General features: G+C 57.0%; 14 protein-coding genes, 1 tRNA gene and 1 pseudogene. 7 read left to right on the top strand and 9 right to left on the bottom strand.

Going from position 1 to position 14,388, the window contains the following annotated elements; all coding sequences use genetic code 11:
- Positions 1-102, top strand: a pseudogene (locus FHW16_RS28810) (formyltetrahydrofolate deformylase); the annotation flags it as partial.
- A gap of 51 nt (positions 103-153) precedes the next feature.
- On the opposite strand, the gene FHW16_RS09595 reads toward FHW16_RS28810, so the two are convergent.
- Complete coding sequence (locus FHW16_RS09595) at positions 154-1,080, bottom strand: 2-hydroxyacid dehydrogenase (RefSeq protein ID WP_182548846.1); 927 nt, start codon at positions 1,078-1,080, stop codon at positions 154-156.
- A 202-nt stretch (positions 1,081-1,282) separates the two neighbouring features.
- Between FHW16_RS09595 and FHW16_RS09590 the strand changes: the two genes are divergently transcribed.
- A complete protein-coding gene (locus FHW16_RS09590; RefSeq protein WP_182548845.1) occupies positions 1,283-2,470 on the top strand; it encodes an alpha-hydroxy acid oxidase in 1,188 nt (395 codons plus the stop codon).
- Between the two features lie 56 nt (positions 2,471-2,526).
- On the opposite strand, the gene FHW16_RS09585 is transcribed toward FHW16_RS09590, so the two are convergent.
- Both FHW16_RS09585 and FHW16_RS09580 read right to left on the bottom strand, forming a co-directional pair.
- A tRNA-Glu gene (locus FHW16_RS09585) sits at positions 2,527-2,601 on the bottom strand.
- Positions 2,602-2,687: 86 nt separating this feature from the next.
- Positions 2,688-3,089 carry a fimbrial protein gene (locus FHW16_RS09580; RefSeq protein ID WP_182548844.1) on the bottom strand — a complete coding sequence of 134 codons (402 nt, stop codon included), beginning with the start codon at positions 3,087-3,089 and terminating at the stop codon, positions 2,688-2,690.
- A gap of 2 nt (positions 3,090-3,091) precedes the next feature.
- Between FHW16_RS09580 and FHW16_RS09575 the strand changes: the two genes are divergently transcribed.
- On the top strand, positions 3,092-4,150 hold the full coding sequence (locus tag FHW16_RS09575) for an RluA family pseudouridine synthase (RefSeq protein WP_182548843.1): 1,059 nt from the start codon (positions 3,092-3,094) through the stop codon (positions 4,148-4,150).
- 259 nt (positions 4,151-4,409) lie between these two features.
- Positions 4,410-5,321: an RNA polymerase sigma factor RpoH gene (rpoH, locus tag FHW16_RS09570; RefSeq protein WP_182548842.1), complete on the top strand. Its 912-nt coding sequence runs from the start codon at positions 4,410-4,412 to the stop codon at positions 5,319-5,321.
- Positions 5,322-5,401: 80 nt separating this feature from the next.
- Here rpoH and FHW16_RS09565 read toward each other — a convergent pair whose 3' ends face one another.
- A complete protein-coding gene (locus FHW16_RS09565) occupies positions 5,402-5,800 on the bottom strand; it encodes a VOC family protein (RefSeq protein ID WP_182548841.1) in 399 nt (132 codons plus the stop codon).
- A 99-nt stretch (positions 5,801-5,899) separates the two neighbouring features.
- On the opposite strand from FHW16_RS09565, the gene FHW16_RS09560 reads away from it, so the two are divergent.
- Complete coding sequence (locus tag FHW16_RS09560) at positions 5,900-6,373, top strand: GNAT family N-acetyltransferase (protein ID WP_182548840.1); 474 nt, start codon at positions 5,900-5,902, stop codon at positions 6,371-6,373.
- On the top strand, positions 6,370-6,834 hold the full coding sequence (locus tag FHW16_RS09555) for a GNAT family N-acetyltransferase (RefSeq protein WP_182548839.1): 465 nt from the start codon (positions 6,370-6,372) through the stop codon (positions 6,832-6,834). The genes FHW16_RS09560 and FHW16_RS09555 overlap by 4 nt, the downstream gene beginning before the upstream one ends.
- A 51-nt stretch (positions 6,835-6,885) precedes the next feature.
- Here FHW16_RS09555 and FHW16_RS29205 read toward each other — a convergent pair whose 3' ends face one another.
- Together FHW16_RS29205 and FHW16_RS09545 are read right to left on the bottom strand one after the other, a co-directional pair.
- On the bottom strand, positions 6,886-8,544 hold the full coding sequence (locus tag FHW16_RS29205; protein WP_182548838.1) for a hypothetical protein: 1,659 nt from the start codon (positions 8,542-8,544) through the stop codon (positions 6,886-6,888).
- 54 nt (positions 8,545-8,598) lie between these two features.
- Complete coding sequence (locus tag FHW16_RS09545; protein ID WP_182548837.1) at positions 8,599-9,891, bottom strand: adenylosuccinate synthase; 1,293 nt, start codon at positions 9,889-9,891, stop codon at positions 8,599-8,601.
- A gap of 190 nt (positions 9,892-10,081) precedes the next feature.
- Here FHW16_RS09545 and FHW16_RS09540 point away from each other — a divergent pair, with 190 nt between their 5' ends.
- On the top strand, positions 10,082-10,975 hold the full coding sequence (locus tag FHW16_RS09540) for a DMT family transporter (RefSeq protein ID WP_182548836.1): 894 nt from the start codon (positions 10,082-10,084) through the stop codon (positions 10,973-10,975).
- Here FHW16_RS09540 and FHW16_RS09535 read toward each other — a convergent pair whose 3' ends face one another.
- The 3 genes from FHW16_RS09535 to FHW16_RS09525 form a co-directional block, all read right to left on the bottom strand.
- Entirely contained in the window at positions 10,976-11,494 is a 519-nt protein-coding gene (locus tag FHW16_RS09535; protein ID WP_246711643.1) for a GNAT family N-acetyltransferase, read from the bottom strand.
- 15 nt (positions 11,495-11,509) lie between these two features.
- The gene (gene serA, locus FHW16_RS09530) at positions 11,510-13,105 is read right to left on the bottom strand and encodes a phosphoglycerate dehydrogenase (protein WP_182548835.1); all 1,596 of its coding nucleotides are present in this window, start codon (positions 13,103-13,105) and stop codon (positions 11,510-11,512) included.
- A gap of 77 nt (positions 13,106-13,182) precedes the next feature.
- Positions 13,183-14,358, bottom strand: a complete 1,176-nt coding sequence (locus FHW16_RS09525) for a phosphoserine transaminase (RefSeq protein WP_182548834.1) — start codon at positions 14,356-14,358, stop codon at positions 13,183-13,185.
- Between the last annotated feature and the right edge of the window lie 30 nt (positions 14,359-14,388).

Here is a 14,388-nt window from a genome sequence, read left to right as displayed (position 1 = left end):
ACCGGCCGCGATATTGAAAGCCGGGTTCTGGCACGGGCGGTGAAGAAACACCTCGAATCCCGCGTCATGCTCAATGGGCACAAGACAGTGGTGTTCGGATAAACTTCAAAGAAACGGGCTTGCCGGTCAAAACCCGACAAGCCCGATTCCAATTCAGGGCTTCTCCGCGAAATAGCCTTCCAGATTGGTGACGACACGATCCGCCATCGCCCGGCGTGTCTCCTCCGTAGCACTGCCCATATGCGGCTGAAGCACCACATTGTCGAGTTTGAACAGGGCTTCCGGCACCTTTGGCTCATCGGCGAACACATCGAGCCCCGCCCGCCCGAGTTCGCCCGATTGCAGCAATTCCACCAGCGCCACCTCATCCACCACAGTGCCGCGCGCCACGTTGACGAAGGTTCCGTCAGGCCCAAGCGCTTTCAGTACCTCCCGCGAGATCACACCCTGCGTTGCGTCACCGCCCGGCAGGATAGCGATCAGTGCCGCACTGTCACGGGCGAGCTCAACCAGATTCTCGTAGTAGGTGTAGGGAGCATCAGGTTTCTTGTTGCGCGTGTGGTAGGCCACGTCGCATCCGAAGGCCAGAAGCTTTTGGGCGATCACGCTGCCGATGCGGCCCAACCCGACAAGCCCAACGCGTTTGCCTTCGATACCCGAGGCCAGTGGCGCATTCTCGCCCTTGGCCCAGCGTCCTTCGCGCACGAAACGATCATTCTTCACCAGATCACGGGTCGACGCCAGAAGCAGCAGCAGCGCCATATTGGCCGTGTCTTCATTCAGCACGTCAGGCGTATTGGCTACCCTGATACCTTTGGTATTGGCATAGGCGACATCCAGCGAGTCCGTCCCCACGCCAAAGGATGAGATGATCTCCACCTGAGGCAGCAGGTCGATCATATCGGCCGTGATGCCGGTGAAAGTACTGGTCACAGCCGCGCGAAAACGCCCGGCATTTTCCTGCAGAAATTTCAGCGCATCCTTTTCTTCGTAAAGTTTCTCGATCGCATATCGCTTCTCAAGTTCCGCCAGCAGATAGGGCATGAGGGGGCCGAGCACGAGAACCGGTTGTTTTGTCATGGACAGGTATCCTTTGGAAAATTGATGCGGCAGAAAACGACCATAACCAAACATTCGGGCTTATGCCAAATGTCAGATATAAATTTACCTGTAAAATGAATCATCGTATATAATTTCTGAGATCAGATGACGGTAATTTAGGTCTTGTCTTCTCAACCTTGCTATTGTCAAAATAAAAATTGAAACCTCCGGACGGAACCTCATGACGAATCCTATTGAAATTGCCGACCTGAAAAGGCTCGCCCAGCGCCGCGTGCCCAAAATGTTCTTCGACTATGCGGATTCAGGTGCCTGGACAGAAAGCACCTATCGCGCCAACGAGGAGGATTTCCGCAAGATCCAGCTGCGCCAGCGTGTTGCCGTCGATATGACCGACCGAACGCTGGAAAGCACCATGGCGGGCCAAACGGTCTCCATGCCCGTCGCACTTGCACCGACCGGCCTGACGGGCATGCAACATGCGGACGGCGAAATGCTGGCGGCGCAGGCGGCGGAAGAATTTGGTGTCCCCTTCACCTTGTCGACCATGAGCATCTGCTCCATCGAGGACGTCGCCTCGGTGACGAAGAAGCCATTCTGGTTCCAGCTCTACGTGATGCGTGACCGGGATTTCATCTATAACCTCATCGATCGTGCCAAGGCTGCAAAATGTTCCGCACTGGTGCTGACGCTTGATCTTCAAATCCTTGGCCAGCGCCACAAGGATGTACGCAACGGGCTTTCCGCCCCGCCCAAATTCACAGCCAAGCATATCTGGCAGATGGCCACCCGCCCGCAATGGTGCCTCGGCATGCTCAAGACCGAGCGCCGGACGTTCCGCAATATCGTCGGGCACGCCAAAGGTGTGGGCGATCTCTCCTCGCTTGGCACGTGGACGGACGAACAGTTCGATCCGCGCCTGTCCTGGAACGATGTTGCCTGGATTAAGGAACGGTGGGGCGGCAAGCTTATCATCAAGGGTATTCTCGACGTTGAGGATGCGCGCATGGCCGTATCAACTGGTGCGGATGCGATCATCGTATCGAACCATGGCGGCCGCCAGCTGGATGGCGCACCCTCCTCGATTTCCGTCCTCGCCGATATCGTCGATGCAGTCGGTGACAAGATTGAAGTCCTGTTCGATGGCGGTATCCGTTCGGGGCAGGATGTATTGAAGGCGCTCGCCATCGGCGCCAAGGGCACCTTTATCGGTCGCGCATTCCTCTACGGGCTCGGCGCGGGTGGCAAACAGGGTGTCACTCAGGCACTGGAAATTATCCGCAAGGAACTGGATGTCACCATGGCGCTGTGCGGCGAGCGTGATGTCAAGAATCTGGACCGGAACAATCTCTACAAGAGCGGCCTCGAAACCAAGCCGCGCATGGCCGAGGTGAAAAAGAAGCGCGGCTGATGAATCAATGGCCGGTGAAAGCCGGCCAATCACTTCTCACTGAGATTCTTGATGATTGGTACGCCCAAGGGGAATCGAACCCCTGTTCCCGCCGTGAGAGGGCGGTGTCCTGACCGCTAGACGATGGGCGCGCAGTCGATTGGCCGGGTATAATCAAGCAAATCAAAAAGTGCAATGACCATTTATGCTGAATGGTCATTGCACGGGCACGGAAACCCTAGTTGGCAGCTTCAGAAATGCGCGCCACGACGCGCTTCGTCGCCACATCATAGACAAGGATCTGCCGCGTACCGTTTGCCAGCCGTGTTTCCAGCGACAGCATCGAGCCGGAAAGATTGTGCGACAGCACACGTGTGCCCGGGTCAAGCGTGATGGCTTCGCCCACCAGCGCATCGCCGATAGGCTGCCCCGGAGCCTCGGTGTGGGTGGCTGTCTGCTTGACGGCGCCGCTCACAGGCTGGTTAATCTTGTAGACAATGGCCGCAAGCACCGCCATAAGACCAATCACCATAATGCCGATGGAAACAGCCAGAAGCCGGATCATCTTGCGGCGCACCCGTTCCATTGCAGGATCGAGCGGCTGCTCTTCCGTTTCTGTATCAGCATTGATATTGGCCATGTATGGCATTCTCCGAGGTTTCGAAACCAAGCCTCTGTAACGAAGGGACGAGTTCTTTGAAAGAGCTAATTACCGATAACGAGGCAACGGGCAAGCGTCTTGACGCATGGCTATCGGCGCAACTCGCCCCGGATCTGTCCCGCAACCGCATCCAGGCGCTCATCAGCGACGGTCAGGTCAACGTCGACGGCAAGGTCGTGCGCGAGACAAAACACAAACTGCGCGAAGGTCTCAGCGTTACGGTGGAAATCCCCGAGCCTGAAGACGCAACACCGATGGGCGAAGACATCGCGCTCGATATTCTTTACGAAGATGCCGACCTGATCGTCATCAACAAGCCTGCGGGACTTGTGGTTCACCCCGGCAATGGCAATTGGACCGGCACACTTGTCAACGCGCTGATCTACCATTGCGGCGATACACTTTCCGGCGTTGGCGGCGTCAAACGCCCCGGCATTGTTCACCGCCTGGACAAGGAAACCAGCGGTGTCATGGTTGTGGCCAAGAACGACCTCGCCCACCGCCATCTCAGCGCTCAGTTTGCCGATCACGGCCGTACCGGCGATCTCGAACGCGCCTATCTCGCCCTCGTCTGGGGTACGCCCGACCGCAAGACCGGCACGATTGACGCGCCGCTCGGACGCTCGCATCGCGATCGTACCAAGCAGGCCGTTGTGCATGAACAGCGCGACGATGCCCGTCATGCAGTCACGCATTTCGACGTGCAGGAACGGTTCGGGGCAAAGGAAGATTCGACTGCTGTTGCTTCGTTCATCGAATGCCGCCTGGAAACCGGTCGAACCCATCAGATTCGCGTGCACATGGCCCATATCGGCCATCCGCTTGTGGGTGACGTGGAATATGGCAGTGCCTACAAGACCAAGGCAAACAAGCTGGCTGAACCGCTGCAAAGCGTGGTCAAAGGCTTTTCGAGACAGGCGCTGCATGCACAGGTGTTGGCCTTCGAACACCCGTCCACCGGCGAGATCATGCGCTTCGAAGCAGATGTGCCTGAGGATATGGCGGAACTCCTGACAGCATTTCGAACGACACCCCTTTAGGATCACACTCGCAGAAAAAATCAAAAACACTTGCGGAACTTTGTTTCATACCGTACGTTATAGAACGCAGACGGAAATCCTGACTCTATTGTTCACATTTATGTGACAAATTGTTTCGGTTCTTAATGCATCGTGTTTTTGACAAAATGCTACCTATATATGGATAGCACTATTCCGGTCGTGCCGCGCCATGCGGGCGGCCGGTTGCTGCGAACCCGCCGATAATGGGGGTTCATTTCACAACGAGGAGGGGTGCTCAGTGGCCCAAAATCTTCCAAGTATTGTTGCAGGTGACGGGGGACTGACCCGTTATCTCGAAGAGATTCGCCGTTTTCCCATGCTTGAACCGCAGGAAGAGTACATGCTCGCCAAGCGGTATCTGGAGCATGCGGATCCGAAAGCGGCTCATAGACTTGTGACCAGCCATCTGCGGCTCGTTGCCAAGATTGCCATGGGCTATCGCGGCTACGGTTTGCCGATTGGTGAAGTCATTTCCGAAGGCAATGTCGGCCTGATGCAGGCGGTCAAACGCTTTGAGCCGGAACGCGGCTTTCGTTTGGCGACCTATGCCATGTGGTGGATCAAGGCCTCGATTCAGGAATATGTCCTGCGGTCGTGGAGTCTGGTCAAGATGGGCACGACAGCCAACCAGAAGCGCCTGTTCTTCAACCTGCGCAAGGTGAAGAGCAAGATTCAGGCGCTGGATGACGGTGATCTTAACCCTGAACAGGTCAAGGAAATCGCAACCCGTCTCAGTGTGTCCGAAGACGAAGTCGTATCGATGAACCGCCGGCTATCCGGCGATGCATCGCTGAATGCCCCGATCCGCTCTTCCGATGGTGAAGCCGGTGGCGATTGGCAGGACTGGCTGGTCGATGACCACGACAGCGCTGAAGAAATGCTGATCGAACAGGACGAACTTGAGAACCGGCGCGAAATGCTTTCGGGTGCGATGTCGTCGCTCAATGATCGCGAACGCCGCATTTTCCAGGCTCGCCGTCTGGCCGACGACCCGATAACCCTTGAGGATCTGTCGACCGAATTCGGCATCAGCCGTGAACGTGTACGTCAGATCGAGGTGCGCGCTTTCGAAAAGGTGCAGGACGCGGTGAAAGCTGCGGCTATCAAGCAGCAGAAGGCACTCGTCTCGACGGGTTCCGACGCACGCTGATCCTTGCGCCATAACAAAGACAAGAGGCTCCGGATTTCCGGAGCCTTTTTCGTTTCAGGACAATCGGCCGCCCCACTGCGTCATCCCGGTTGCTTGGCGTCGTAACAGACAAAGGCCAGTTTGTTGCCATCGGGATCGCGAACATAGGCACCGTAGAAGCCTTCGCCATACTGGGGTCGCCATCCGGGAGCACCTTCATCGCTTCCGCCATTTTTCATCGCCAGTTCATACAGGCGGTCAATAATGCCGGCATCGTCAAACCGGAAGGCCGTCATCACACCGTTGCCAATTGTTGCGGCGCCGCCATCAAAGGGATAGCCGACGAAGAACCGGGGGCAATTTTCATCGGCGCGCCTGCCCCACGACGTTGACTGTTCATCACGCCAGCATTGATCAAGACCCATCCCGGCCATAAGCGGATCGTAAAACCGGAGGGCTCTGGGCAGATTATTCGTTCCGATCATTGTGTAACCGATCATCGTATCCCCTGTGAATATAGTGTTCCGGCGTAGATAATATTGACAAAGATTTCGGGTAAAATCAGCCTGAAGGCAACCAAGTCACCACAGGTAGTTTCCATGTTTACCCTTGCCCCCGCGACCGTAGAGGACTTTGACCGACTTCTGCAATTGCGCCTCCGGTGCATGCGCGAAAGTCTGGAGCGGATTGGCCGTTTTGATGAATGGCGGGCCTATGATCGCTTCCGCAATTCCTACCGGCCCCATTATACGCGCCTCATCATGGCGCCGCAGGGTTCACTGGCAGGCTGCGTAGCGATGGGACCGGTGGACGCTCATCTGCTGCTTGAACATTTCTACATTGCTCCCGAGCAACAGGGCAAAGGGCTGGGCAGCGCAGTCCTGCACCAATTGCTTGGCGAAGCCGACACCGCCCGGCTGCCGATTCGTTTGAGCGTGCTCCAGCAAAGCGATGCCGGACGCTTTTATGCGCGGCATGGTTTTGTGCAGACCGCCGAAGACGAATGGGACGTCTATTACGAGCGACTGCCGGGTGCGTTGCATGTCCTGCACGAACAGGAAGGCATTGCATGAAAATCAGAGCGGCCATCCCCGACGACAAAGTTCAGATATGCAATGTGCTGTGTCGTTCGATTGAAGAACTCTGTATTGCCGATCATGCCGGAAACCGTGCCGTGCTTGATCCGTGGCTTGCCAACAAGACACCCGAAAACGTGCTGAAATGGATGAACAACCCCAATGGGCAGTTGCTCGTGGCCGTCGACGGAGACACAATACTTGGCGTGGGCTTTGGGAGCGCATCCGGTGAAATCATGCTGAACTACGTTTCACCCGGTGCCCGTTTTCGCGGTGTCAGCAAGGCGCTGCTGCAATCGCTTGAGAACTATGCAGTTCAACAGGGAGCTCGTCAGAGCACATTGACGAGCACGCGCACGGCACACCGGTTTTATGAAACCTGCGGTTACAGGAACAATGGTGCGGCGACAATGCGGGGAGAATTGTCGGGACAGCCGATGAGCAAACAACTGCCATGAAAAAGGCTCCGTTACCGGAGCCTTTTGTCTGTTCGACCGGATGATCGGCTATCAGCCGCCAGCCTTCGCCGCCCATGCTTTCAGGACATCGTCGAATGTTTTCTCGCCTGGCAGGCCCTTTTCAAGGGTCAGAAGCGCACGACGGCCGGTCTTGTAGGCTATGGGAATATCGATCCATGACTGACGGCGCAGCAGCGACATATTCGTGTCGACCGCAGTCTTGGCATCATTCATCGCAATGATGAAGAAATTGTCGGCGATCTTGGCCGGAATGCCGACAAGCGGACTACCCGGAGCCTGTTCGGTGTCCTTCAGCGTCATGCGCGACACGGTGTCAATCGACCCGCCGGGGAAACCATCCGGCACCGTGAAGATCATTTCAACGAGATGGCTTGCCGGCAGGGTCTTGTCACCGTTGCGACGGATGACCATGCGTAACTTGATACCGCGATCAGGAATTGTCACCTCGGCGCGAATTGCCGGTTCCGGCGGCAGATCATTGCCCGGTGATTCCTGTACGACGGACCAGACAACGCCGCCCGCATCAGCCGTACCGGCATCCTGACCGGAGCGCTCCTCATAGAAGAACGCCTTCTGGCCGATCGGCAATGCAGCCGGCGGCTGGGTCTGGCCAGCCGGCGCTGCAGGTTGCTGTCCCTGTGCCGCTGGCGGCTGGGCTGGCTGCTGGTCCGGTGTCGATGCAGCAACCGATGTGCCTTCACCCAGTGATGGTGTATCGTTGGCAGGGCCTGGATTGATTTCCTGACCGTCCGGCAACAGACGCTGAGTCAGCTTCGGTTCGGACTTGGGGTCTGATGCGGCAGGGGTAGCCGGTGCCGGCTGTGCAGCTGGCGCTGGCTGCTCTGTCTTTGCGGGCGGCGTCGCGGGCTGATTGCTGGCTGTCTCGGCCGGTTTCGCAGGCGCTTTGTCGCCACTGCTGGTAAGGCTTGCCAGATAGGTCTTTACCGACCCGGCCCGTGCCGCAATCTGATCCTTGTAGGTCCAGCCTGCATAGGCACCGCCCGCTATAATGACAAGCAAGCCAGCCAAACCGAGCAAAGGCACAAGTGACCGCTTCTGCTTTGGCTGCTTCAACGGGCCACGCGTGTAAACGCCGTAATCGTTCGGACGGCGGTCATCCGGTGTCAGTTCCGGCTCGTCGTCGAACTCCTCTTCCGGCCCGAGACCCGATTTCAGAGCACCGGACGAAAACGATCCGGCAAGCGGACGTTCATCGCGAAAGCTCTCTTCCTTGGGTTCGATGGGCTTGGCACCCGTCGAATTATGAGTAGTCAGGAAATCTTCAAGCGCGTCAGACTGTGCAATCGGCTTTGTAAACGACGGCGCAGGAACCACCGGCGGTGTAACGGTTGCCACCGGCTTTGGTGCTTCCGGAGCCGGTTCAGGCTTCGCAACCACCGGTGCTGCAACCACAGGTGGCGCCGGAACAGGGACAGGTGGCGCAACGGGAATCGGCTCTTCTACGGGCTTCGGATCTTCCACAGCATGTGCAAAATCAGATTCAACCTCGACGATCGCATCTTCCAATGACTGCTTCTGGCGAACGGCCACGGCTTCCGGCGCATTCAGCGTCGCAAGCTTCTGCTCAATCGTTGCGCGAGCTTTTGCATACACACGTTGGCGGAGCTCCGGCGTTGGATCCGCGAGCCCGTCAATTGTCTTTCTCAATACTGCAACGAAATCTGCCATTCACCCAAACCTATGGTTTTGTTGTGAGATTAACCTCGAAACCTGTTTGCGACTCTAATCATGAAACGGGTCAGTAACAAGTATTGTATCGTCACGTTCCGGGCTGGTCGAAAGCAACGCGATCGGCGCACCGATCAGTTCTTCCAGATAACGGGCATATTTTACCGCCTGTGCAGGCAGTTCGCTCCAGCTGCGCGCGCCGGCTGTTGTCTCTTTCCAGCCTTCAAGCGTCTCGTAGATCGGCTTGACGCGGGCCTGCGCGCCTTGGCTCGCTGGCAGGTAATCGATGATCTCACCATCCAGTTCGTAGCTGGTGCAGACCTTGATCTCATCCAAGCCGTCGAGAACATCAAGCTTGGTCAGCGCAATGCCGCTGATGCCATTGTTGGCAACGGCCTGACGCACGAGAACCGCGTCAAACCAGCCGCAACGCCGCTTGCGCCCGGTGACGACACCGAATTCATGGCCGCGCTGCCCGAGAAATTCGCCAACTTCATTCTGCTGTTCGGTCGGGAACGGGCCTTCGCCCACGCGGGTCGTATAGGCCTTGGTGATGCCGAGAACATAATGCAGCGAGCCAGGTCCGATACCCGATCCTGCCGATGCCTGACCTGCGACGGTGTTGGAGGATGTGACGAACGGATAGGTGCCGTGGTCGATATCGAGCAATGTGCCCTGCGCGCCTTCAAACAGGATGCGCTCGCCTGCGCGCTTCTTCTGGTCAAGAACATACCAGACGCGGTCCATGAAAGGGGTAATGTGCGGAGCCGCCTCAAGCAGCTCGTTCAGCAGCTTCCCAGCATCAACTTCTTCGATGCCGAGGCCGCGGCGCAGCGGATTGTGATGGGCAAGCAATCGCTCGATCTTTGCCGGAAGCGTATCGGGCTCAGCAAGATCAAGCACGTGGATGGCGCGGCGGCCGACCTTGTCCTCGTATGCAGGGCCGATACCACGACCCGTCGTGCCGATTTTGGTACCGGAATTGGAGGCTTCGCGGCGGCGATCAAGTTCACCGTGGATCGAGAGGATGAGCGTTGTATTTTCGGCGATCTTCAGTGTTTCAGGCGTGATGACAACACCCTGCGCTTCGAGCTTTTTCTTTTCGGCAATGAACGCATGCGGATCGAAAACAACACCGTTTCCGATGATCGAGAGCTTGCCCTTGCGAACCACACCTGATGGCAAGAGGGACAACTTGTAGGTGACACCATCAACAACCAGTGTATGGCCGGCATTGTGCCCGCCCTGAAAGCGCACAATGATATCGGCCCGTTCGGAAAGCCAATCGACAATCTTGCCCTTGCCCTCGTCACCCCACTGGGAACCGATCACCACAACATTTGCCATTCAAAACTCCTCGAGTCATAACCTCGTCATGCATTTTTTGCTAAATGCGGTGCTTCTATACAGGCTGGTTCATAAAAGCGCGACAATTCTTTCGGCTGAAGCGTGGCGAATTTGCCATTATTAAACGAATAAACCTATTGTTCTGGCGGGGAAGCCACAGTTCAACAGCCAGTATAAGCAGCAGCCCACCATGAATCGCACCGCATATATTTTTCTGCTCGTGACAGCACTTCTATGGGGTGGCAATGCCGTGGCGGGCAAACTTGCAGTGGGACATATATCGCCAATGCTTTTGACCCTGCTTCGCTGGCTCGTAGCGTTTCTTCTTATCGCGGTGATAAGCGGTAATCAGATCAGGCGTGACTGGAAGAGCCTGCGGCCGCATCTTCCTCTCCTTGCTGCCTTGGGCGCGTTTGGTTTCACCTTCTTCAACATGGCCCTCTACAGCGCGCTGAATTACACGTCCGCGATCAACGTCACCATCGAACAGGCAGGCATGCCCATGGTGATCTTCGTTGCCAATCTCGTGCTGTTCGGCATGGCAGTACGTCCCGGCCAGATATTCGGCTTTAGCCTGTCACTTGTCGGCGTGGCTTTAACCGCAGGCCATGGCAGCTTTCTCAAACTGGCAGAACTTCAGGTCAACGAGGGCGACGCGCTGATGCTTCTCGCCGTCCTGCTTTACAGCGGATACACGGTGGCCCTGCGTTTTCGTCCGGCGATTCACTGGCAAAGCCTTATGACAGTCATGACATTCTTTGCTTTCCTGACGGCCATACCGTTCACTCTATGGGAATGGCAAGACGGAGCAATGATCGCGCCAGATTTCACCGGCATCATGATTGTGCTTTATACGGCTATACTGCCTTCACTCGCCGCGCAGGTTCTGTTTATCAAAGGTGTCGAATACATCGGCGCCAACCGTGCGGGATTGTTTATCAATGCGGTTCCGATCTTCGGCACGTTGCTGGCCGTGATCCTGCTTGGCGAGGCATTTCATCTTTACCACGCCATCGCATTGGTACTTGTTCTCGGCGGTATCGGCATCGCTGAAGTCAGCGGGCGAAAGCACGCTGCTGTTTGATTACGCAAGCTTGCGCAGCATGAAACAGGCATCGTCCGAGTAGGATTTGAGCTTTGCATCGAGTTCGGGCCGGTGCACAACCTCGAAACCCTGTTTCTGCCAGAAGCCGACAGAGTTGTTGACCGACACCAATGACATGACTTCCAGCCCTTCGGATCGCGCCTGATCGGCAAGGATCGAAACAATGCGCGCCGCCGCACCGCTGCCACGCGATGCCGGCAACAGCGCGATGTCATGCAGATAATAGGTTGTCGGATGATCGGGTATGTGTTCGAGCAGGCTGTTCAGCGCTGGCGTGGTGAAAAGCTGCCATGGATGCGTGATCGCATAGCCAAAGAGTTTACCGCCCTCGCCTTCCAGGACAAAGCAGCCTTTGCCATAGAGGCGCATGCGTTCCAGATAGATCGCATCATCCTCGTAGAAATCCGTATGGATGATGGCCGCCATAGCGATAATGGAAGCGAGATCTCCCGCTTCCATCAAACGCCAGTTCAGTGTGTGTGTTTGGGATGTCGACATGCGACATCCGTACAATCAGCCGATGTCAAATTCCAGCGGTTTAGCCGAAACAATTGCCTTGTTGACACGCAGTTCTTCCAGAACATGGTCCGGAATCCGCTCATCGAGATAGAGCATCGCGATGGCATTGCCGCCCGGATTGTCACGGCCCAGCGAGAAGTTGGCGATATTCACGCCATTCTGGCCGCAGATCGTACCGAGCATGCCGATCATGCCGGGCGTGTCATTATTGGTCGTGTAGAGCATATGCTGACCAACCTCGGCATCGAGATTGATGCCTTTGATCTGGATGAAGCGCGGCTTGCCGTCCGAGAAGCACGTGCCCGCAATGGACCGGGTCAGCGAAGCGGATTTGACCGTCAGCTTGATATAGCCGTCGAACACACCCGATTTGTCACGGCGCACCTCGGAGAGGACGATGCCGCGCTCCTTCACCATAACAGGCGCCGAAACCATGTTCACGTCCGCTACCTGCGGACGGATCAGGCCGGCCAAAGCCGCGCTGACGAGCGCCCTTGTATTCATCCCCGCGGTGGAGCCGTCAAACAGCACTTCCACTTCCTCGATCGGCTCGTCGGTGACCTGACCGACAAAGGCGCCCAGCACTTCTGCCAGCTTGACGAAGGGCTTGAGGCGCGGTGCTTCCTCCGCTGTGATCGACGGCATATTGATCGCATTGGAGACCGCTCCCTTGATCAGGTAGTCGGCCATCTGCTCGGCAACCTGCAGCGCGACGTTTTCCTGCGCTTCGCTTGTCGACGCACCAAGATGCGGCGTGCAGACGACATTCGGCAGGCCGAACAGCTCGTTCTCGGTTGCAGGCTCGACTTCGAAGACATCGATACCGGCACCGGCAACCTTGCCGGACTTGAGACCTGCAACCAGATCTTTCTCCACAATCAGACCGCCGCGGGCGCAATTGATGATACGCACGCCGTCCTTCATCTTGGCGATGGTTTCCGCGTTGATGATACCGCGTGTCTTGTCGGTCATCGGCGTATGCAGACTGATGAAATCGGCCCGCGCCAGCAACTCGTCAAGCTCGACCTTTTCAACACCGAGCTCCTCGGCCCGGCCTTCCGACAGGAACGGATCGAACGCGATCACATGCATCTTGAGGCCGACACCGCGCGTGGCAACGATCGAGCCGATATTACCGCAGCCGATGACACCCAGCGTCTTGCCGGTGATTTCGACACCCATGAAGCGGTTCTTTTCCCACTTGCCTGCGCGGGTGGAGGCATCGGCTTCCGGCAGTTCGCGTGCAACCGCAAACATCAGTGCGACCGCATGTTCGGCCGTCGTGATGGAATTACCGAAAGGCGTGTTCATGACGATGATACCGCGGCGGGATGCTGCGGGAATATCAACATTATCGACGCCGATACCGGCGCGGCCGATGACCTTCAGATTGGTCGCAGCGGCGATCAGCTTTTCCGTGACCTTGGTGGCCGAGCGGATAGCGAGACCATCATACTGACCGATCACTTCGGCCAGCTTTTCCTTGTCCTTGCCGAGATCAGGCAAATAATCGACTTCAACGCCACGATCCTTGAAGATCTGAACGGCTGTCGGGGAAAGTTTATCAGATACGAGTACGCGCGGTGCCATCATGGCCTCCATCGTTGAATCAGTAAAAATTTGAGTGGGGGTGACCGCACCGGATGCGGTCACATCAAGCCAAAGAATCAGGCAGCCTGTTTCAGCGCGGCCTTTTGCGACTGGAATGCCCAATCAAGCCAGAGCGTCAGCGCTTCGAGATCAGAGGTTTCGACCGTTGCACCTGCCCAGATGCGAAGCCCCGATGGAGCATCGCGATAAGCGCCGATGTCATAGGCAACGCCTTCCTTCTCCAGAACCGCAACAAGGTTCTTGGCGAAATTGGCCTGTGCTTCCTTGTCGAGGGCCGTAATCTCGGGATCGACAATCGTCAGGCACACGGAGGTATTGGACCGGGTTGCCGGAACCTTTGCCAGATTGGCGATCCATGGCGTGCGCTCGACGAAGGCATCGAGTGCAGCAAAATTCCTGTCGGCACGGCCAACCAGCCCGTCAAGACCGCCAAGCGACTGCGCCCAGTTCAATGCATCGAGATAGTCTTCGACGCAGAGCATCGACGGCGTGTTGATCGTCTCGCCGGAGAAAATGCCTTCGATAAGCTTGCCGCCGGATGTCAGGCGGAAAATCTTCGGCAGCGGCCACGCAGGCTTGTAGGTTTCAAGCCGTTCGACAGCACGTGGGCTGAGGATCAACATGCCGTGTGCGCCCTCGCCGCCGAGCACTTTCTGCCAGGAGAAGGTGACCACATCGAGCTTGTCAAAATCGAGACGCTGCGCAAAAGCTGCCGATGTGGCATCGCAGATGGTCAAACCCTTACGGTCTGCCGGAATGAAATCACCATTGGGCACACGCACGCCCGAGGTGGTGCCGTTCCAGGTGAAGACGACATCGCGGTCGAAATCCACTTTCGAAAGATCGGGAAGTTCACCGTAACCGGCTTCGATGACGCGGGCATCATCCAGCTTCAGCTGTTTGACCACATCCGTGATCCAGCCGGCACCAAAGCTTTCCCAGGCAACCATGTCGACGCCGCGTTCGCCGAGCAGTGACCACAGGGCCATCTCGACGGCGCCCGTATCGGACGCCGGAACAATGCCGATGCGGTAGTCGGCGGGAACTTGCAGGATTTCGCGGGTAAGATCGATCGCCTGTTTCAGCTTTGTCTTGCCGACCTTCGCGCGATGCGAGCGGCCAAGCGGGGCGTCGGAAAGCGCTTGAAGCGACCATCCGGGACGTTTTGCACAGGGACCTGATGAAAAATTAGGGTTAGCCGGGCGCTGCGCCGGCTTTAAAAGCGTCGTCATGTTTTCTCCTATCCTCACAGATAGCACGCC

The sequence above is a fragment of the Phyllobacterium myrsinacearum genome (assembly GCF_014138285.1).
GTDB lineage: Bacteria > Pseudomonadota > Alphaproteobacteria > Rhizobiales > Rhizobiaceae > Phyllobacterium > Phyllobacterium myrsinacearum_A.
The sequence above is the reverse complement of the archived record's forward strand: the minus strand, read 5'-3'. Positions and strand labels throughout refer to the sequence as shown.